This window comes from Mycoplasmopsis caviae, assembly GCF_024498215.1.
Lineage (GTDB): Bacteria > Bacillota_I > Bacilli_A > Mycoplasmatales > Metamycoplasmataceae > Mycoplasmopsis > Mycoplasmopsis caviae.
Genome location: NZ_CP101806.1, coordinates 654,136 through 675,721, shown reverse-complemented (window position 1 = coordinate 675,721; position 21,586 = coordinate 654,136). Strand labels below are relative to the sequence as shown.

At 26.5% G+C, this 21,586-nt stretch carries 21 protein-coding genes and 1 other RNA gene; 15 read left to right on the top strand and 7 right to left on the bottom strand.

Features of this window, described 5'->3' with window-relative positions; genetic code table 4:
- The first annotated feature begins 1 nt into the window (after position 1).
- From NPA07_RS03235 to NPA07_RS03210, 6 genes are all read left to right on the top strand, one after another.
- Positions 2-2,977: an Mbov_0397 family ICE element conjugal transfer ATPase gene (locus NPA07_RS03235; protein ID WP_126118529.1), complete on the top strand. Its 2,976-nt coding sequence runs from the start codon at positions 2-4 to the stop codon at positions 2,975-2,977.
- Between the two features lie 21 nt (positions 2,978-2,998).
- Positions 2,999-3,595: an Mbov_0398 family ICE element protein gene (locus NPA07_RS03230; protein ID WP_126118530.1), complete on the top strand. Its 597-nt coding sequence runs from the start codon at positions 2,999-3,001 to the stop codon at positions 3,593-3,595.
- Positions 3,588-7,892, top strand: coding sequence for an Mbov_0399 family ICE element protein (locus tag NPA07_RS03225; RefSeq protein ID WP_126118531.1), 4,305 nt, complete (start codon positions 3,588-3,590; stop codon positions 7,890-7,892). Before NPA07_RS03230 ends, NPA07_RS03225 begins: the two co-directional genes overlap by 8 nt.
- Positions 7,893-8,410: 518 nt before the next feature.
- On the top strand, positions 8,411-9,130 hold the full coding sequence (locus tag NPA07_RS03220) for an Mbov_0400 family ICE element protein (RefSeq protein WP_126118532.1): 720 nt from the start codon (positions 8,411-8,413) through the stop codon (positions 9,128-9,130).
- A gap of 308 nt (positions 9,131-9,438) precedes the next feature.
- Positions 9,439-10,707 carry an Mbov_0401 family ICE element transposase-like protein gene (locus tag NPA07_RS03215; RefSeq protein WP_126118533.1) on the top strand — a complete coding sequence of 423 codons (1,269 nt, stop codon included), beginning with the start codon at positions 9,439-9,441 and terminating at the stop codon, positions 10,705-10,707.
- A gap of 564 nt (positions 10,708-11,271) precedes the next feature.
- The gene (locus NPA07_RS03210) at positions 11,272-11,421 is read left to right on the top strand and encodes a hypothetical protein (RefSeq protein ID WP_164535723.1); all 150 of its coding nucleotides are present in this window, start codon (positions 11,272-11,274) and stop codon (positions 11,419-11,421) included.
- A gap of 64 nt (positions 11,422-11,485) precedes the next feature.
- On the opposite strand, the gene NPA07_RS03205 is transcribed toward NPA07_RS03210, so the two are convergent.
- Positions 11,486-11,623: a hypothetical protein gene (locus NPA07_RS03205; RefSeq protein WP_256553107.1), complete on the bottom strand. Its 138-nt coding sequence runs from the start codon at positions 11,621-11,623 to the stop codon at positions 11,486-11,488.
- A 30-nt stretch (positions 11,624-11,653) separates the two neighbouring features.
- Between NPA07_RS03205 and NPA07_RS03200 the strand changes: the two genes are divergently transcribed.
- The 4 genes from NPA07_RS03200 (at position 11,654) to NPA07_RS03185 (ending at position 13,731) form a co-directional block, all read left to right on the top strand.
- Positions 11,654-11,812, top strand: coding sequence for a helix-turn-helix domain-containing protein (locus tag NPA07_RS03200; protein WP_256553106.1), 159 nt, complete (start codon positions 11,654-11,656; stop codon positions 11,810-11,812).
- A 113-nt stretch (positions 11,813-11,925) separates the two neighbouring features.
- Positions 11,926-12,204, top strand: a complete 279-nt coding sequence (locus NPA07_RS03195; RefSeq protein WP_256553105.1) for an IS3 family transposase — start codon at positions 11,926-11,928, stop codon at positions 12,202-12,204.
- The gene (locus tag NPA07_RS03190; RefSeq protein ID WP_256553104.1) at positions 12,186-12,842 is read left to right on the top strand and encodes an IS3 family transposase; all 657 of its coding nucleotides are present in this window, start codon (positions 12,186-12,188) and stop codon (positions 12,840-12,842) included. The genes NPA07_RS03195 and NPA07_RS03190 overlap by 19 nt, the downstream gene beginning before the upstream one ends.
- A gap of 418 nt (positions 12,843-13,260) precedes the next feature.
- The gene (locus NPA07_RS03185) at positions 13,261-13,731 is read left to right on the top strand and encodes a GIY-YIG nuclease family protein (protein WP_126118537.1); all 471 of its coding nucleotides are present in this window, start codon (positions 13,261-13,263) and stop codon (positions 13,729-13,731) included.
- Between the two features lie 4 nt (positions 13,732-13,735).
- On the opposite strand, the gene NPA07_RS03180 is transcribed toward NPA07_RS03185, so the two are convergent.
- Positions 13,736-15,199: a helix-turn-helix domain-containing protein gene (locus NPA07_RS03180; RefSeq protein WP_126118538.1), complete on the bottom strand. Its 1,464-nt coding sequence runs from the start codon at positions 15,197-15,199 to the stop codon at positions 13,736-13,738.
- Positions 15,200-15,422: 223 nt separating this feature from the next.
- An RNA gene (gene rnpB / locus NPA07_RS03175) (RNase P RNA component class B) lies at positions 15,423-15,695 on the bottom strand.
- Between the two features lie 283 nt (positions 15,696-15,978).
- Here rnpB and NPA07_RS03170 point away from each other — a divergent pair.
- The 5 genes from NPA07_RS03170 to NPA07_RS03150 are packed head-to-tail and all read left to right on the top strand — an operon-like array spanning position 15,979 to position 17,445.
- Entirely contained in the window at positions 15,979-16,230 is a 252-nt protein-coding gene (locus NPA07_RS03170) for a hypothetical protein (protein WP_256553103.1), read from the top strand.
- A 42-nt stretch (positions 16,231-16,272) separates the two neighbouring features.
- Complete coding sequence (locus tag NPA07_RS03165; RefSeq protein ID WP_256553102.1) at positions 16,273-16,725, top strand: DDE-type integrase/transposase/recombinase; 453 nt, start codon at positions 16,273-16,275, stop codon at positions 16,723-16,725.
- Complete coding sequence (locus NPA07_RS03160; protein WP_256553101.1) at positions 16,710-16,922, top strand: hypothetical protein; 213 nt, start codon at positions 16,710-16,712, stop codon at positions 16,920-16,922. The genes NPA07_RS03165 and NPA07_RS03160 overlap by 16 nt, the downstream gene beginning before the upstream one ends.
- Before the next feature lie 53 nt (positions 16,923-16,975).
- A complete protein-coding gene (locus NPA07_RS03155) occupies positions 16,976-17,236 on the top strand; it encodes a hypothetical protein (protein ID WP_256553099.1) in 261 nt (86 codons plus the stop codon).
- A complete protein-coding gene (locus NPA07_RS03150; RefSeq protein WP_256553098.1) occupies positions 17,176-17,445 on the top strand; it encodes a hypothetical protein in 270 nt (89 codons plus the stop codon). The genes NPA07_RS03155 and NPA07_RS03150 overlap by 61 nt, the downstream gene beginning before the upstream one ends.
- A gap of 459 nt (positions 17,446-17,904) precedes the next feature.
- On the opposite strand, the gene holA is transcribed toward NPA07_RS03150, so the two are convergent.
- The 4 genes from holA to NPA07_RS03130 form a co-directional block, all read right to left on the bottom strand.
- Positions 17,905-18,870: a DNA polymerase III subunit delta gene (holA, locus tag NPA07_RS03145; protein ID WP_126118541.1), complete on the bottom strand. Its 966-nt coding sequence runs from the start codon at positions 18,868-18,870 to the stop codon at positions 17,905-17,907.
- Positions 18,871-18,907: 37 nt separating this feature from the next.
- On the bottom strand, positions 18,908-19,420 hold the full coding sequence (locus NPA07_RS03140) for a hypothetical protein (protein WP_126118542.1): 513 nt from the start codon (positions 19,418-19,420) through the stop codon (positions 18,908-18,910).
- Positions 19,420-20,259, bottom strand: a complete 840-nt coding sequence (gene whiA / locus NPA07_RS03135; RefSeq protein WP_126118543.1) for a DNA-binding protein WhiA — start codon at positions 20,257-20,259, stop codon at positions 19,420-19,422. Before whiA ends, NPA07_RS03140 begins: the two co-directional genes overlap by 1 nt.
- A gap of 83 nt (positions 20,260-20,342) precedes the next feature.
- On the bottom strand, positions 20,343-21,530 hold the full coding sequence (locus NPA07_RS03130) for a phosphopentomutase (protein WP_126118544.1): 1,188 nt from the start codon (positions 21,528-21,530) through the stop codon (positions 20,343-20,345).
- Between the last annotated feature and the right edge of the window lie 56 nt (positions 21,531-21,586).

Here is a 21,586-nt window from a genome sequence, read left to right as displayed (position 1 = left end):
TATGTTACAACCAAAAAATATAAGTAAACAACATACTAAAATATTTAAAAATATCACTCTTGTTGATATGGCTGTTGCTCTTGTCTTATTGGCTATTTCTGGTACTATTGGCTATACTACTTTGCCACAACAAGTTAATAGTGGTTGAAAATTTGGTTTATCTGCTTTTGTTTTTAGTATTACTAGTGTTCTGTTGATTAAGAGCAAAAAATACAATTGTAGGTTTTATGTCTTAATTGCTAGGATGATTAAACATTGATTTAGAGCAAAGAAATTTACTTCCAAAATTGATAAAAGAAGTCTTAATTCTAAATTATTAATTCCATATGATGAAATTGTTGAAGATAAATTTGTCAAAACAAAGAAACTTAAAGGTGGAATTAAATATCTTGCTGTTGTTAAATTTAATGGTAAAACACCTTGAAATGAAGATGAAATAGATAGGAATTCATTTCTTAAAAAATATATAGAAATTTTAGATGAAACTACTACTCACTTTACTATTGTTAGAACAAAAGAATTAATGGATTACACCAATAACTTTGAATCATTAAAGAGTAATATGAATAGGAAACTAGATGATTTACAAAAAAGCAATGCTTCAATAGAAGTTATTGAAAACTATCAAAGATATTATGAAAGTGTTTTTGAAGATTTTGAACATATTGACGAAGATTTATATGTTGATTCATATTATGCTGTTGTTTATGACAAAAACACAAATGAATTAGTCAAATCTATTAATTCAGTAATAAATCAATTTGTTTCTATGGATTGTGAAAGTGAACTAATTAGTGGTGTTAATTTAATCAAGTTTTTAGGTAAGTTAAATCATAAAGAAATTGATATTGAATTGGCCAATAAGTATCTTTATCAACAACAATTTAACTATCGTAAAACATTGTTAAGTAAGAACCAAGATGATTATGGTCAAAAAATAGACTACTTATCAACCTTTAAGAATTGAATAATTAAAAGTGCTAAAAACTTAAAAGTAAACTTTAAGAAGTTTGGTGCTAAATTAAAAGAATTATTTAGTAAGTTAAAGAAACTTAAAAAGAAGAATAAAAAGGAAGAAGTTGATATTACAACAAAGGTTGTTAAACCAATAGAAATGAAGAAAGATGAAGAAGAAATCATTACACTTGATTCACTTCTTAAACCTAATAAACTTATCTTTAAATCATCTTATTTTATTAAAGATGACAAATATTATTCTATTCAAACAGTTAGTGATTTACCAACTGTTTTAGATGATGGTTGAGCAATACCGCTATTTGATAACAATAGCATAATTATTTGAAATTTAATGCCTTATAGTGAAGAAGAACAAGCAAAATTGTTAGATAAAACAAATAGGAAGATTACTGATAATGCCACAATGACAAAAAGTAAATATGCTCAAAAAGGAGATAGTTTACAACTTGAAGCACTTGAATATTTGGAAGATCAATTGCAAATTGATAGAAATAAATTATTTAACAGTGCATTAGTAATTATTAATGAAGCAGAAACATTAAAAGAATTAAAGAAAATTGAGCATAGGAACTACTCAATTGCCAATAAAAGTAAGATTAACCTTAATCCTGTTCCTTTCAAACAATTTGAAGCCTTTGCTCAAAGTTGCTTAATTCCTACTGATAACTTAAAGGAATCAGTGCAAATGTCATCACATAATATCGCTTATGGTTGACCTTTTGAAAATGAAAGCAATAATGATGGTAATAGTTTTATATTAGCTGAAACTGCTTCAACAGGAGAGCCTATTATCTTTGATCAATTCTATAAGAAGAGTGAGCGAAGAACTAATTACAATATGATAACTGTTGGCTCTTCTGGTAAGGGTAAAAGTACCGATATGAAGAAAGCCTTTGTTAATCACTTGGCTTCAAATAATAAGGTTTACATCATTGACCCGCAAAATGAATATAAGTCAATTGGACGTAAATTTGGTGCTACTATAATTGATTTAGGTAGTGGTATTAATACCGTAATTAATCCGCTAGAAGTTCAAACTCAATTTTTAGAAGATGATGAAGAAATGTCTATTGAATTAGTTATCAATAAACATTTAGAGTGATTGGAAGAGTTCTTTTCACTGGTACAACCAGAGTGAAAAACTGACCACTTAATCGTTATTATGAAGTGTGTTAGAGAACTTTATGAAAAAAAGAAATTATATAAATTAAAATCAATTGAAGAATTGTCTTCAAGCAAAATTAAATGACCTATTATGAGTGATTTAATTCAAAGGTTAAGAAAATACAAATTTGTAGACAAATTTGAAAGGGATAGAAAGCAATTAATGGTTGCTAATATTAAGGACCATATGGAATCACTCTTTGAACATCACGGTAAGTATCAATTTGTCTATAATGGTCAAACTAACATTAATTTAGATAATGACTTTATTATTTTCAATACTCAAAAACTTTTTACTTCTGGAGATATTAAAAGTGGTAGAGTTGGAACTTATGTTCTACTATCATTTATTCAAAATAAGATAGTTAATAACTATTTAGAAGATAAAACTAAAAATACCATCATTGGTATTGATGAGTTACATATGTATGTTGACCCTGATAATATGACAACATTAAACTTTGTTTATAAGACTATAAAAACTGCTAGAAAATTCAATGCCGGTGCAATTCTAGGAACTCAAAACCCAAGTGATTTATTAGGCTCTAATGCAATAACAAGAAAGGCTGAAGCAATCTTGCAAAACTGCCAATATTCTAAATTCTTTGGACTAAGACAAAGGGATTTAGAAAGTGTAATTGAGATGTATAAATCAAGTGGTGGTTTGAATGAAAGTCATATTAAATATTTAGCAGATTCAAATATTGGTTGCTTGTTATTTAGTTTGCATATGTATTCAAAAATTAAAGCAAATATTTACTACAACGAATTTGAAGAAGAACTATTCTTTACCAAAGGTAGAATAGGTAGAGATTTTGATGGTACTAATGAATAAAAACAAAATAAAGGAGATATTATGAATAAGGAAACCGACAAAAATAATAAAGAATTAAGATTAACTATTAGGTTTTATAATGTTGATGATGTTGCTAGATTAAATAAATGAAAGAAACAAGTTTCACTAGCAGGAGATTCTTTCTCTAATGTCTTATCTCGTGTAATTATGAACTATTTAGATGATACAGAAAAGAAAAAAGTGCTTAAAGACTTTAAAACGGACTTATTTTATGCTTTTAGAAAGTCAATGTTTGCTTCTTTAACTCCTTTTAGTGCTAATATTATTGAAAACATTTTAAGTATTAAGGCAGATAATTACATTATAAATAAGAAACTTGATTTATTACTTAATTCAATTGCAAGTGATAAGGATTTAACTAAATCACTATTAAGAAACCCTACACAAGATTTAATTGAAGAAGTAGAATTCTTTAGAAACTTAAGAAATCTGCTAAACGTTAAGAATGATAAAGTAATAGAAACAAAAAATGAAAAGGTTGCAAGAATCAAAAAGCAAGAAGAAAAGTATGAGAATTATGAATTTGAAGATGGTTTATTTGAACCAGAAGTTTTAGATTCTTCAATTGATGCTATGAAAGGGGAATTTGATGAATAAGAAGAAAATATTATTAAGCAGTTTAGCATTAAGTGGCTGCTTTTTTCCTTTTGTTATGACATCTTGTTATAACAAGAATGAGAAGTATTCTATTTTAAAGAATAATTTATTATATTCAAGTTCAAGCGCTTCAACTAATAGAATAGTTCACAGTTTCCCTGAAGAGTTGAAAGAGAATGAATACCATGAATTGAAACCAATTGAAAAAGCGTTAACTACCACAAATTTTAGTTTTAAAAATAGTCTTGGGAATTTTTCTAAAATTATAGGAAAAAATAGACAACATCTTTATTTTGATATAAAAAACAATACAGAAAATAAATCAAAATGAAAATTAGAGAATTTTATTAATAATTTTTCAGGTTTTGTGTTATATGAAGCCAATGAAAAAGAAGAAAATAATATTTTCCTTTATGAGTCATATGACATAATAACACCAGCAGGCAATGATGATACAATCAAGAAAAACATAAAAATTACACCTGATGTAATAACCTTTCATATAAAAGATAATTTTGTTTGAGCAAATATGAATTTTAATATTCATAAAAAACACATTAATAATTATTTTGATTTTGATAAATCATATTGAGTAAATGATGGATTTCATTGTGTTGCCAGTTATTGCTATCCTAAAAAAATTGAGAAAAATGATTGAATATGATCCTTTCGAAATAAAGAAAAATTTTTTTCTGAGCCAATTTATATTTATGCACAAGCAAGAAACGAAATTAGAAAGATATTTAACGAATTAAAAAATGTTGATAAGGTAAATATTCAGTTTAGTGGAAAATTATTTAATGTCAAAGAATTATCAAATGAATTTAGTAAAGATGAATTTCAAAATAAACTTAATTCAAAATTATGAACTAATAATGATGATATAAATAAGTTATTAGTTAATGAGATAAATTTTAGAATTACTAGATATGACAAAGTCCAAGTTGTTCATAATAAAGGTAACAAAAAATATGAAGATGACTTTAATGAATGAAGAAATAAATTGCAAAATTTAGATAGTGTAAACATTGAAAGTGATATGCTCAATGATTGAAGTCAAAAAATAAGTGGCGAAAGTAGATCAAAATCAAATTATGAACGATTAAAAGAATTTATTGATGAAAAAAATATGTTATTGGAAAATAATAGTTTTAAACTTGTTTGGGGCTATTCAAATTCAAATTCTCAAAATAAGCCTTGAGATCCTAAAAAAATAGATATATTGTTAAGAAGTAAGAATAATGAACCAAAAATCATTGATTTACCATTAATTAGTAATCTTCCTGTTTATTTAACTGAATCTCAACTTGCAAAAGACATTGCAAATAAAAAAGATATTGATAATAGATTAAAAATAATATTTGGTAAATGGGTTGATTTTCAAAACGGAACAACCAAATTGGTTGATGACATAAAAGAAAAACACCCTGAAGACAATAAACATATAGGATTAGCAGGTAATGAATTTTGACTTGGTAAGTGAATTGTTCATAGTCCAGCAAAAGTAACTTTTAGGACAATTGATAAAGAAAATGAAGCACTGTTTATTAATGGCAAAAAAATTGATGTATTAAACAAAAATTTCCTTGAATTGTTAGAAGATAAAAGAAAGAATGCTAGCGATGATGGTAGAGAGTTTAATGCAGGATATAAAAATAAGGAAGATGAAAAACCTGATAAAAATAACTCACATAAGAAAAATGAATATATTATTGAAGTTAAGAAATATTCAAAACCTGGTAATTTAGATAGTGATTTGGAAGTTACTTATAAAATGATCTTAGTCATAAATTCAAGGTCATCTCAAATGGATTTCAAATGATATGGTTGAGATCCATCAAATAATCCACATCAACAAGAATTACTTGATGAATATCTTATGGATAGTAAAAAGGAATATAAGAAAGATGATAAGGGCGAACCAATCAAAAATCCAAAATATGATCCAACAATAGATCCTGCAACTGGTACTAGAAAACAACTTGTTTGGGTTGATATGGGTGTATTTAAGAATAAATCAATGTTCTTTAAAACTGGTGGAATTAGTAACTTTTCACATTATTATAGTGATGAAAAACAAAAGAATTACTATATGAATACTTTACTTCCTTATAATGCTAAAACACTTTTTGCTCCGCATAAATGAGAAGATGATTTAGATCGTGGTTTTATTGCAGAAGCAATAGTTTTAAATAAAGGTGGAGTTAAAAGTATCATTGGAGATGTTGAAAATTTCACAATGTTCAAACTTGAAAAAGACCAAGATAACAATTTATATTTTGCAAAAATAGATAACAGATATTATAAAGAATTACCAAAACAAACAAGCGAGCAAAGTTATTTTAGTGAAGCAGGCATCTATTTATTTTCTTCTAATGCTAAAAATTCTATTTCAAACTTTAAACTTGTTTATGTAACGGGTACAAATAGCGAAAAGAAGAAATATTTTACAAATAATGTAATTACTAAAAATAATTTCATTGCTCCTTTATCTTCAAAACCACAAGGCAGAAAATTTATTAACTTCTTAATTAAGGAAAAAGATTTTAATAAGGAAGAACTTAATGCATTAAAGTATGAAGATGCAATGGAATATTACAAGGAATATATTGATAGACTTTATGAAAATGCAAAATATAGTGATAAATTTTTAATAGATGCAAAATTTAAAGATGTACCAAGTGATATTTATACAAGTGATGAATTTGCTAATAAGTATTTTAACAACCTTGAAGATTTTAAAAGAGATTTCTATATAGCACCAAAAGAGAAATATGATGGTGTTGATGTTAAAATAAGAAAACTTGAATTTGATAAAGATAAAGCAGGAATTAAAATCTATCTAAATTTAGATACTGTTCAAGCCTGATATGAATTAAAGCAAGATGTCATATTTAAAGAAGTAAAATTTAAGGATATTACAACTAGCAAAAAAATTATTAATTTAATATACGATAGTGTAAAAGTGAATACTATCTTTGAAAGTAGTGTGGATGTTAGAACATTTATAGTAAATCTAATGTCAAAAACAACTGAAATTTTTGGCATAACTAGTGAACAAAATGACAAATTAGATTTTAAATTTTTACATAGTGAAAGTAATAATAAAATTAATTTAATTATTAATGTTAAACTTAAAGAAAAATTTAAAGATTATAGCGTTCAGCCCAAAAGTGAATTTAGTCAAATTTTTAACAAAGATGACCTTAATAAGAATGCCAATGTTGATATTGGTATCTTTAAAGATATTACACTTAATGAAATTAATTTAAAGGGTCTTAACAATAAGGAAAAAATTAAAAACTACATCACAAGTAAAGTTGTAGAAGCAACAAAGAAACTTAATTTGACTTTGGATAAAGACTTTAAAATAAATTGGGGAAATGTATTAGAAGACTTAATTAATCCACAAATTGAAGCAGATGGTTTAATTGTAAAATCATCCATTCTATCTTTAGAAGCAATTAATAAAAGTGGCATACATAAAATAACTATTACTAATACAGCAGGTAGAATATTTGAAAAAGAAATTGATTTAAGTACTTATATGCTTGATGACTTTGAAATTAATGAAAATAAATTAAGTCAACTCAAAAAGCGTGTAAGGGAAGAAATTCAAAGTCAATTTGACAATTTAGATGAGAAACTAGTTATTGGCAGAGATATCAAAATTGAAAATTACAATGATGGTATTAACTATCTTGCATTAGGTAACCGTACAAGTTTTGAATTTATTATTACTTCATTAAATAATATGATTGTTAATAAAACAAAAGTAAAAGTTACTAATATTGCACCTTATGTTATTGATGATATTGACCCAAATAACCCTAACAAAAGATATCTTTATGATTTGAATATACTTTCAATTAATGATTTAAAATATAATGAATATATTGGAAGTCAATTAAGAGATAAAATTATTGAAGATGTTGAAAATTCTATTAAACAACAATATAATATTAGCAATAAATACTACTCTATTAATATTAAGGAATTAGATGATATTGTTAGAAAATTAATACAAAGGTCAAAAGTTGCTCTTAATGAAAAATTAACTATTTATAGCGTTGATGGTCTTTCACAAGGAACTTTTATGGTTAATATCATTAATCATAATAAAGATAAAAAGCCTGTTGATGATTTAGATAAAACTTCTATTAATTCTAAAAAGTTAGCTGCGCAAAAGAAGAAAATGATGTTAATTTTCATACCATTATGCTTAATTTTAGGTGTTGTAATTGGTTTGCTTGTGTGATATTTCTATCTTCGTAAGAAAGATAACAAAGTGAGATAAAATGCTCACTTTTTTATTTAAGCCTATAAAACAGGTGTTTTGGTAAAATAAGAAAAATTTGCTTCAAAGTATTTAAATTACTTGATATATTTGGCATAAGTAGTAAAATTAATATATAAAAGTCCTTGAAACCACAGGACAATGGGGAAAAGCGCGTTTTTACGTGCTTTTCTTAATTTACTAATAAGCCTGTTTTATACTTAAATTAGCAAAAAACACCCATAGAGTACCTAGATTACTTGAAATATTTGCTAGAAACAGTATAATATTTATATAAAAAGACCTGAAACATTGGACTAATTTTTTAGGGGAAAGGCACGTTTTTACGTGCTTTTCTTAATTTACTAATAAATCTTTTTTGTAACAAAATTAGTGAAAAAATACCACAAAACAGTTAAATTACTTGACATATTTGGCATAAGCAGTATAATATTCTTATAAAAAGACCTGAAACAATGGACTAAGTGGGGAAAGCACGTTTTTACGTGCTTTTCTTTATTTCTTAATATAATACTATTATGAAAATATTTGTATGATGTAAAAAAGTGCCAAACGATTCAATAAATGCTGATAACTATGGTAAACCAATATATCCATATCCACACCCCGTTATACTCTTCTATACTAACGATAAAGTGTGATATCTTAACGCAAGGTCAGCAAGATTTGATAAGGATACATTAAAGAGAAAAGGAGAAACAGAATTTCATATTGAATATCCAAGTGATGCAGGATTAAAAGATAGTTACATTGATGCTAGTTCTATAAATGTGATGAATAGGGAACAATTTGAAGAGTATTATGATATAAATTTAAAAGAAAAAGGTAAATATTGAACAATTCCATTAGATAAATCAAAAGAAATTTATGAAACAATAGAAGAATTAATGGATAAGGGAACATATACTTTAAGTGAAGTTAGTGTTGACCCAAATACTGAAAAATCAAACTTTTTAGTACACCATTTAAATATTGAAAATAAAAACACCTTTCAAACAACAGATAATAGCAAAATAGCAGATGAAGATGATTTTGAACACATTGAATTACTTAATGAATTTCAAACATTTATCAAAAGAATTAATTCACTAACACCTGAACAATATGAAGAATTTGTTGAGAGCGATTGTGATGCAAATGTACTAGAAAAATTATCATTAGCAAATGAACAAGAAGACAATGAAGAAGAATCACTTGTATCATCCATCACATTTAGAAAGGGTTATAGTCAAGGCTAACAAAAAGAAAAATATCACTAATCATATTAACAATATGATTAGTTTTTTATATTCGTTTATAGAACTCATTATCTTAATTTTGACAACTTTTATATAACTTTGTGTTTACTAATTTTGCAAAATTTGTGCTTGTTACTAAAGATTAGAAGTGATATATTGTTAAATCTTTATAGTAAATATTGCGAAAATTTTTATCACATTTTTTTATATATATGGAATATATATAACTGTTTTATAGGTAAATAAGTACTTTTTTACCAACATAAAAAGTCATATAATTTTTTGCAAAATACAAGGATGGATAGGCTATGGAAATTAACTACAATGATATAGATATTAATAATATTTTTTATGAAAGTCATATATTTTATTATGAAAAAGCTAGAATAGCAAACATAAAAGAAGAAGAGTTTAGAACAAAATTAAGATTTAAATTACACCCAAATTGAAGAATTTCAAAACATTATATTAAGAAATGATTCACTCCTGCTGGGGTGTTTGATTTGAACGTAACAACATATGAATTAATCAATAAAAAGGGCAAAAGACAAAGAATAACATACTTCCACGATGATTTGGTTAAGGGAAGAATTAGATATGATAAATCAATAATTAAAGCCTTTACTAGACAATTTTTAAGAACAGGAACTGTTAAAGAAATAGAAAGTTTTAATTGCACTCCAAAACGACAAACTGTTAAGATGTGAATAAAAAAATATGGTATTGACAAACAAATATTTAGCAAAGCAGAAAAAGAAATTAATGAATTTTTTGACAATATAATCAAACAAGATATAGAAGAAATTAATATTGAAATGGATGATTCATATACTAAATCACAAACTAATAAACAAAGAAAAAAGGTTGTTGCAACTCAATATACAATACACCCAAATTCTAATAAGAATTCATCATTAAGTGATGATTGTTTAACTATTATTGACATTAGAAATTGTCCACAAAATAAGGATAAAAATGCAGATACAAATAGACAAATTGAGTTCCTAAAAGACTTTATTTCTCCATTAAAAGACGCTAATATTGATATACATTTAATAGGCGATGGAGCTGCAAATATTAGGCAAACATCATCTAAATTAAATGCTAAATTCAGGCTTGATTTGTTCCATTTAATTAAGAAAATTAACAGTACTTTTGGAGATTATAGATACTCTCCAATGGCTAATAAACTACTGTTTAGAACTTTTAAATATAGTGTAAATAATAGAAGTTGAAAGAACATTTTCATTGAACTTTTAGACCCTAAATTTGGTAAAAATAGAAGTGATTTTCTTAAAATAAAAAGTGATTTTTGAAGTGAAATTGTTAATTTTAATGTAAACAATGAAGTACTAAAAAGCATTAAAAACTTCTTTAATTATGTTGAGAGAAATAAAAATGGAATTTGAAATGAAGATGGAACATTGAATAATAAAAAGAGTTATACTGAACACTTTGTATATAACGCATTCAAAAAATATATCAAAAAACCACATTCATTATACTCAATTGAAACTATGAAATTACTTGTAACATACCAAAATATGCGAAAAGGAATATTAACGCTTTTACCATAATTTTTTGCACCTTTCCTGTTTGTGATGCTAAAAAGCATCAAAAATTGGTTTTTCACATATTATCTTTGATAATATGTGGATTTTGCCATTGCCACTTTTTTGCCAAACTTGCGCCAAAAGGAAAGGGGCAGTGTCAAAATGACACAAAAAAATTCCTTATCCCTATAATTCCTTTAGGAATTATAGCAAGATAAAAAGTGCGTTCCGGTTAGGAACTTTGCGCCACTTCTTATCTTGCCTTAAAAGGTGCGTACGCGCGTAGACCCCATTTTTTCAAAAAATGTGGCGCGTACAAAAATAAAAAATTTTGTACTTGAAAGAAAGTATGTTACAATAAGAATAAGAGTTAGAAAAAAAATAATGCTTCATTGTTTTTGATAATTAACTACCACACATTGAGTATTCCCAAATCCATTTTTTATAAATTATAAAAGTGGTGTAAATCTCGAAAATTTGCAAGTTTGTAATTTAATTTTAAATAAAATTTCCTGCAATGTTCGCAAGTCTTCTTTGTGATAAAATATATTTTATAACATAAAAGAAAATATTATTTTAAGGATTGTGATGGCTTCTTTAACAATTGAACAATTTATAACATTGTGTGACTTTGATGGAAATATTTATATCCAAAAAAGCGGAGATGATTACATTAAAGCATTGTCAAAAGTTTTTTTATTAAAAAATAAAAATGATAGCCATGAAGTGAACCCCTAAAGTTGTACAAAAGAACTTTAGGGGTTTTTATATGAAATTAGATAAAAGTATTAAGAAAAAATTGTTAATTTTTATAAAAAGGAATGATAAAAAGTCAAATATCATTGAAGTTTGGGTTATCAGAAAGTACAGTTACTAATGTTATCGAAAAATACAATGCGTTTGGTAAAACAAGTTTCGAACCAAGAAAAATTCCACTCATAAATCACCTGAATTTAAGCATCTCATAGTTTTGAGAGTTCTTAATGGTGAAACAATACAAGATATATCAATACAAGAAAAAATTAGTTATTGTGCAATTAGATCTTGGGTAATGAAATACCAAGAATTAGGATATAATGGACTTATGAAAAAGTCAAGAATTAAAAAATACTTAGAAGAGAATTATTAACTAATAATGAAAAATACAAGAATATTGATTCAGAACAAAGATGCAAAATCTATGAAGAACAAATTAGAATTCTTTGAATGGAAAATGATATTTTAAAAAATCGATAGCCTTAATTGAAAAGGTGAAAGCAAAAAGAAATCAATAAATACAGATTTGAAATCGTAAATCAGCTAAGGCATATTTATAAATTAAGTGAGTTGATTTCTTATTTTTGAACTTCTAGTTCAACATATTATTACTATCTGAAAAGAGTAAATAAAACAGAAGTTGATAGTGAAATTAAACAAGAAATAATATCTATCTACGAAAAACACAAAGGAAGATATGGGTATAGAAGAATCACTATTGAACTACAAAAAAGGTTAAAAGAATTATGAATGAACTTGGATTAAAAGGAATTCAACCAAGAGAAAAATACAAATCATTTAAGGGTGAACTTAATAAGAAAATACCTAATCATTTATTAGAAGAGAAAGAAGAAAAAGGCTATAAAACAGGCAAATTAGGTCAAAATTTTAAAACTTCAAAGCCAAATCAAAAATGAACAACAGATGTTACCGAATTTAAAGTGAAAGACAAAAAAACATATCTCTCACCAATTCGCGATATGCATACAGGTTATATTATTGTTAGAAAATTATCAAAAAGTCCAAATTTCAAAATGGTTGAAGATATGTTGGACGAGGCGTTAGCAAAATTCGATAACCTTGAAGGATTGATATTTCATTCAGATCAAGGATGACCATATCAAATGCCACAATATCAGAAAAAACTAAAAGATAGAGGTATTATCCAAAGTATGTCTCGAAAAGGCAATTGTCTTGACAATTCAATTATGGAAACATTCTTTGCACAATTAAAGAATGAAATATATTATGGAAAAGAATATAAATCGATTGATGAGTTAGAACAAAAAATTAATGAGTACATAGATTATTACAATAATGAAAGAATAATTCTGAGATTAAAAATGTCACCCGCTGAATATTGGAAGAGATGTAATATGGATCAATATAAAGAAATGAACTAGATTGTCAAGAAAATTAATTATGATTAAATCATATCTTTTAAATAAATTCGCAACACAAACAATGTAACAAATTGAGAAATTAATTTTATATAAATTGGAAAAACGCATTTCCACAAAAATAATTAATAAAATTAATTTTAAAAACTAAATAAAAAAATAATTGGTTGGCTAGAAGCCAACCCAAGAAAATAATATTAATGATTCTTTTTCGCATTTTTGATCAAAAATGCGAAATAAATAAAATCAAGCGGATTCCGCTTGATAAAAATAATCAAATATTTTATAATTTTTTTGTACAAGTTTTGGGGTTCACATCACCATTAGTATTGCTGATATTAGCACACAACCTTCTTACGATTCATTTTCATTTGGTGGAAAATCAGAATTTAAAAAAATTTGCACATTGGTAATTGAACCAATGAAATATAATCCACTGACCAATGTTCGAAAAAATGAAAAAATTCTTGCTACTAACTTTACATCGAATAATGCACAGAACATCTTCAATAACTCAATGGGTGTTGCTTATTTAATGACTTGTGAAGTTGAAGGAGTTGAAAGAATAATAAAAATTGGACAAACTAGAAATAGTTTTAAAGACAGACTTCAATCTTATAATTGTGGTTCTGTTAACAATTGAAGAACCGCATCTACAACAAATATTAAACTTAAACAATCCATGGTATGTACTAGATTACCAATTACACTTTATTTATATGACTGTGGAAAGTTGGAAACGTTTGAGTGATATGGCATTACATCAGTGCCATTTGCAAATTCATTTTCATTAGCAGTTGAAGATATTATGATTAAAGCGTTTATTAAGCAGTTTGGTCAAAAACCACTAATTAATATTCAAGCTAATGCAACAACCATTAAAAAAACCTAACAAATTAGTACTTGATTTGGCTTACTAATTTGTTAAGTTCAACAATTTCAGGTTCACTAAATTTAAATTGATCACCAAATCTTAAATGCTTAAGTACTTTTATATTATTAAAATTACCATAGCGAGTAAGATGGATTAATAGTTTAAAGTGAGGCTGAGTAATTACTTTAATATATTCATTCGCTTCATTTTCGGTTTCAAAAGCTAAATATCCAACTGACTGCGTTGTGTTAGTCTTATGCTCAATATATGGAATAAAATATGTTGAAAGTGGAACAATAATGATTCACTTATCGTATATATCTTGTTTTATTGTTGCATATCGTGTTTTTCTTGCTGTGTGTATAGTACGGTATTTAAATAGTTTATTTTTAGTGTCGCTTAGCGAATCCTTTTTAGTAAAATTATGCAGATCACAACGGTAGGTAAATTTATTAAATTGATCGCCAACAATCTTTTTGGCAATTGAGATAACTTCATTAGATAGATATAAAGGTAAGAAGTTCATATCATTAGGAATAATTACATTTTCTTTGACATCTTTTATTAAAAAGTTATTAATCACTTTTGTTTTGTTATTAAAAACGCCTTTTTGTCAAATAAAAACTGTAAATGAAGAACCAACGCCATTAAAATATTTTTTAATATCATTATCAATTACAATAAACGACCCATATTTAAGAAGTTTTTTAAGTGTTGTATTGTTATTATTGTAACTCATTCAATTGTTTGGTGTAACATAACATAAATAACCTTTGTCATTTAATAGGTCAATGCCCAATTCGATAAAATTGTTTGAAAGACTCTGGTTTTTGTTACCACCACCTGAATAAGGCAGGTTTGCCATAACCAAGTCAAATTTTAAATTATGATCATTAACAAAATCAAAAGCATTTCTACAACTCCAATTTTTTGGCGATAATATTTTTATGCAATTTTTTAGTCTTTTTTCATTAATTTCATTGTAAAAAATTGAATCTTCATTTATTTTTGTTTTGCAATATGCACCAAAATTACCATTTCCACAACAAGGATCAAGAACTTTGATATTTTTTCTATTTCAAAGCTCATCAGGAATATAGTCAATCATTAATTTTACACATTCCATAGGCGTGCAGATATCATCTCTTGAACTTGAATGTAAATTATTCTCATTTAATTTATTGTAATATTTAAAAAGTTCCATATTACTCATAGATGTTGCAGATTTACAATTGCTTATGTATGGATCACTAAATTTGAAGGTATCATTACTATCGACTACTTTTACAATTTCTTCAATTTTACAATTTAAAGCATTGCAGATTCTTTCAAGAACATCAGTTGTAATATTTTCTCCCTTAGTTAATTTTGCAACAGTGGAGTGGCTTAGACCTGTTAGTTGGCGAAGAATTGTTTTGTTATATTTTCTCTCATCTAATAATTTTCATAAGCCATCATAGTTCAAAGCCATATCAATTTCTCCCATTTTATAATTCTATTATATATTAAATTGTTCTCTGCTTTCGCAAAGATTTAAAATAAGAAAAAAAATATCAATAAGTTTGTTCATATTGCTTTGAATGGAGCCACTAACACCTTTGTAGTTTATTTTTGATTTTTCGTATATGGCTGTTTTATAGGTATTTTAGTCAATAATCACGTTTATCTAAAAATAATAAAAAAACGCTTGCTCACGCAAGAGTTTTAGCATTTATAAGCCACGTTTTGTACCCTCTCAGGTGCTAACAATTTATCTAGTTGATCAATCAACTCTTCTCTTTGGTTCATTTTCCATTGAAAAGTTCCCCTACCAACATTTGGGTTTCTAGCTCATGGAGTTTACCGCGTTTCACAATTCTCGTCTCTGTGGCACTAGTCGTCTAAGCCTAGGTTTATTGGACCTAGCATGAACACTACAACCATCGCAGGTTGTGCTAGCGTGGACTTTCCTCTACTAATTAAAGCAGCTGTTAGCCAATGCTTGATTAATTATACTAAATTATGAATTAATAAAGAATTTTATTATAATGGTTTTATTTTATTTTGTCCACCCTGTTTTTATCTTTTATTTTGTCCATTTTTAGGTTTCAATTATTATTTTAAAAAGGAGAATTTAAATTATGGAAAATCTTATAATTAAAACCAGATTTCAAGCAGTTGATACAGGTAAAACAACTGATTATGAAGATAAAAAAATTTTAGATTTAAAAAATTCAACAATATTGAAATAGACCAAATGCAGAAATATCAAAAATATTAGGAAAATTGGGTTGTAGAACATCAACAAAAACAATTAAAAGATATAGAAATCAAATATTGATTGCATCTACAAATAACCAAGATGCAATCAGTATATCACATGGTAATAAAAATAAACTTAGGGGTGTGAAAGTAAGTGATTCAGTTATTATTGATTTAACTAATAGATATTATGAATTAGTGGAACATATTGAGAAGATATCAAAAGGTGATCTTAGTGTAGCCTTGTTGCATTTTTACAATAATGAGACTTACTAATGATGAAAAAAATTGTTGCCTTTCACTACCTTTTATAAAAGAATGCTTAGACTTGGTTATTGTAGTTCATATGCAACGAGAAAAGTAAAAAAATGGGCTAAGAGAAGAAGAATGTTTTTAGAAAACGGTCAAGATATTTCTAAAATCGAGGCACAGTTTATTAAAATTTATGAAAAAATTCTAAATAAAAATCCATTAAAAGGCGTTTACCAAAATAAAAGTTCTGACTATGATTTTGGGCAAATTATTGAAATTGATGCAACACCACTTCATCTTTTTGGAGAAAGTAAGAAGTACCATATTTATAATGCTGTTGATACGGCAACAAAATGTTTGTTAGCAATCTGAATTGACATTGAGGAAACAACAATTGGATATCAAAATCTTCTAACACAATTATTTAAAAGGTATGGCATTCCACAAGTGATAATAACGGATAGAAGAAGAACTTTTGAGGTTCAGATAGTACAAGAACAGCAATGGAAGAAGCACTAAATGCAAGAGGAATTGAACTTATAACAAGCGACAATCCAAAGGCAAAACCAAATGTTGAAAGATCATTTTGAACATTGCAAAGATGAATAGGAACATTCTTTCATACAAACGGAATCAACTGTTTTGAAGACTTTTTGGGAAAAATGGAACTTTTAATTGATGAATACAACAAACAATTTAAAAGGCCGAAGCAGTAAGTAAAAAATCAAATGTTTTTAGAAAGCCAAATACTGAAATTTTTGAAGAAGAGATGAATCTTGTAATTAAAAGAAAAATAGTTAATCATACTGTGAGATATGACAACAAATATCTTGCTCCATTTGATAATAATGGCGCTAGGGTTTCTATGTTTGAAAGTGGAGAAGCAAAACTTATGGTAACTCCTGAAAATAAATTATTCTTTATTGAGGGAAAAGAAAATATGAAGCCAAAGTACCGAAAGGAAATGAATTGAGCGCAATCGATGTATATGCAATATCAAAAAATCTTGATCCACAACATCAAGGTGTAAGAGCTACAATTAAAACCATGCTTCATAATAGAACATGAACATCCTGTACATTTGAAAAACTTGAAAATATATTTAAGAATTCTGCAAACCCGAATAATAAAGACATTGAATTTATTAAAAAACTATTAAGTGAAAATCTTGAAAAGTTAAATGATATTACAAAAGAAATGAAGGAATTTATTGACGCTAATTACAAATCATTTAAGTAAGTTTTTCTTGTTTCTTCTTTTTGAAAAGAAGAAAGCCTGTCTAGCAAGACAAAAGAAGTTTTACTTCTTAAGACCGACAGGTCTTAATAAGAGCCAACGGCTCAATACTTATTAAATAAGTTATTTTTTATTTCAATCAACAATTTATTTGTTGATTGAAGAATATTTAAAAAGAAATTAACAAATGATGTCAAACCCCAAAAGTTATGCAAAAAACTTTTGGAATGAAGACAAAATGAATTAATTAAAAGCAACTTCTTAACGATGTTGTATGTTTTAATATGCAAAATTTTAAAAAATGTAATTTAACATTTAAAAAAGCGGTGAACCTTAATGTTGTACACACAAAAACAAAAAACAACACATTTTTTTGCTGTTTTGGTTAAAAAAATAGCCAAACTTTTATGTGTTTTGGCTATAATTTTTACAACCTTAAAAATTGGACAAAATAGAAGAAAATTATCAATTAATAAAGAATTTTATTAAAAAGCGTTCGAATCCTATTGTAGGATCTGTCTTACCTTCTTTAATATCTTGATCAAGCCTTGCAAGCGATTTGATCATTTTTCTTATTTTTAATACCCCTAATCTTGTTAATAAATAACTAACTTTTTTAACTCTATATTGATTAATTTTAAAATCACTTGCTAAGTTTTCTAATGTTTTGCCAACATTTTTGTATGCATAAATTTGGTTCGCTAATATAAATAATTGTGACGTTTGACCAATCAAAATTGAAATATCAACCCCTTCAATAATTTTTTCTTTATATTTTTTTCAAATTAAAGAAAAATCATTTGTTTCAAAACTATTGCTAAAACCGAATGCATCTTCAACTATAACATCGCTTACAGCAACATTAATCATACTTTCACTAATATGCTTATTTTGATTAATCAGTTTATCAATTTCTAAATTAATTAAATATAAGTCATTAGGGATTTTCTTAAGTAATGCACTTATTGCAAGTGCATCAATTGAACCACCCTTTTGCTCAACTATATTTGCAACTTTTCTTGTTAGTTCATTTTGTTCGATATTATTCGCAGCTATAAAATTATTGTGACTCAATTGATTGAATATAAAACTTGTAAACATATTTTTATTTATCTTTTCTTTTTCACTAATATTTTTATTAACAAAAATAATTTCATCATTTTTGTTGTTTTCAATACTTTTTATTAAATTATTAACTAAAATATTTTCGTTTGCGATAGGTTTCTTTTCAAAGAAAAATAAATCATTAACAATAATGATTCTTTGTTGAATAAACAAGTCTCCGTTGCTTAAAAATTGGATTAATTTTTCAATATCCTCATTGCTTTCAATATTAAAAATAGTTATTGATGCATTTGGCGTTTTGATAGTTATTTTTTCAATTTCTTGTTCAACAAAAAACTTTTCAGGTCCATAAATAAAATTCATATATTAGAATTATATTAAATAATGTTAATGAGTTTGTTTAATTTAAATTTTCCTCTCTATATTTTCTAGTTTTTTCTTTAATATAAGCATATCATTCTCTGGTTTCTAAAAGAAAATTCTCAAGTTTTTTAATTTCATTATTTAAATTTTTGATAAGCAACTTATCTTGTAGTTGAAAGTCTATTATTCTAAAAAACCAGTGAATTAATGTGTTGCGCCTTTCAACTATTTTAGATATTAATTCACATTCATTGTTGTCTAAAACACCTATTTTATAAGCCTTTTGACATATGCTTCCAAAAGGCTTATTCAACAGAATCATAAACTTTTTCTCTGTTTGATTGTTTATCCATGTATTAATTTCATTATCAGTCATGTTTAATATTTTTTTATTACTTCTTACTTTTTGCACGATTTCTTTTAGTGTAATTAAATTTGTCAATCGAAACTCCAATTTTTGAACAACATGAACAATTATTCCTGTTAAATAGTGAATGTGATCCATTTTTTGTTGAACTCTTGGATTTCTGTATGTGCTTAACTGTGGCACTATATTTCTCCTTTTTTATGCTTAATAACTATATTTCTTGCTTTTGTTAATCAATGATGAATAGTGCTCTTACTTTTTATTAAATTTTGTTCTTTTTCAAGCAAAAGAGAAATATTTGACAACGGTGTTTCTGGATTAGATAATAATATTTTATAAACTGAAATTTGTTCATTGCTAAAGTGGTTCAGTAGATTATTATTAAATAAATAATTAAGATTTTCAACGTGTTTTACGTTAGCATTAACAGCCTTTTTAATATTATAAATATCAATATTATTTATACGGTTAAAACTATTCTCAAAGTCCCTTTTTATAGTAATATCGGTAAATTTGTAAAATGACTCAAGAGCTAAAATTGCTTTCAAAAAATCCTCGATTTTTTCTTTTTGTTTGACGTAAATAATGTATTTATTTTGATGTTTAATCTTTTGAAAATTAAAATAATACTCATTCAATTTATTCATAATAATATCTATAAATTGTTCATAATTTGAACTTAATTGCATATGATAAGATGTTTTACCTAAATTGCTAATACTTCCACCGGCTTGAAACACACCAGCAAAAAATAATGAAGGTTTTATAAATTCAACATCAAGATCTATATCACATTTATTTAAAATTAATGTTCTTGAATTTTTTATTTCATAGTGCAAATTTAAACGTTTAATTAAAGCCACAATTAGGTCAAAAAACTCTTGGTTTCTAATATTTAAAAGAATTGACTCATTTTTAATTAAACCATTGCCAAAAATTAAACCTCTAAGGTATTCAAGAGATTCAACATCATTTTTTTTGCGATTAATAATTTCATTTTTAACAAAATAGGTAAAATTCATATTTATATTTTAGTATATATTTGCTTATTAACTCAAATTTACAAATAAAAACTTGCTAATTAAAGCAAGTATTATTAATAGTATTAAACAAGTTGATCGAAGATATCATCTCCGGTTTCTTCAACTATTTTAACTCCTCAGTTTCGAGCAACAATGTTTCCGCTTGTACCTAAGCCTCTTACATCCTCGAACACTTTAGGTTTTTTAAATCTTTTTGAAAAAATTGTTAAAGGAAGCAATTCACGTGTGTGGTTAAAACCTGGATAAAGTGGGTCGTTACCATGGTCACTTGTCATAATTAATAAGTCATCTTCTTTCATAACATTAATTAATTTGGCTAATTTAGAATCAAGTAAAGCAATATTTGAAGCATAACCATCAACATCTCTACGGTGTCCATAGTGAGAGTCAAATTGAACAAGGTTAGTGAAGACGAAAGTGTTTTCTGGTCTTTCTTCAGCACACTTAATAGTAAGATCCATACCATGTGCGTCACCGTCTGAGTGAATCGATTCACTAATACCTTGGCCAACAAAAATGTCTGAAATTTTACCAATACCAACCACATTCACACCAGCCTTTTGTAACTCATTTAAAATCATTGGACGAGGTTGATTAGCATAGTCATGGCGATTAAATGTTCTTGTATATTTACCGTCTTCGCCAACAAAAGGTCTAACTATAATACGACCAACATTTCATTCAGGTTTACTTGAACAAATTTGACGAGCAGCTTTTCCATAACGGTATAAATTATCTAATCCAACTCATTCTTCATGTGCTGCAATTTGTAGCACAGAGTCAAATGAAGTGTAAATAATGATTGAGCCATTTTCTTTTTGTTCTTTTGCATAATTGTCAATTGCTTCTGTACCAGAAATAACTTCATTACATACAATTTTTCTTCCATCAAAAGCTTTTGATAATTCATCAAGTAATTCCTTAGGAAAGCCTTCTTTTTCAAATGTTGGAAAAGGAACTACAGTTTTAATTCCCATCATTTCTCAATGACCTGCCAGTGTATCCTTGGCATTTGAAACTTCTTGCACTCTTGACATATAAGCTTTTTGGTCTTTGTAACGATAGTTACCTTCTAATGTTGTGATATTACCTATACCTAATTTTTTTCATGTATCAATAAAGAACATTGAACTTTTTGAAGCTGAAAGAATTGTATTAGCACCTTTATCGCCAAAAGCTTTTTGATCTTTATCCGGCCCAATTCCTAACCCATCAGTAACAAGCATAAAAATACGTTTAAATTTTGCCATAATCTCTCCTTTATTTAAATGCAAAACTATATAAATCTTAAATATTTTATTACATT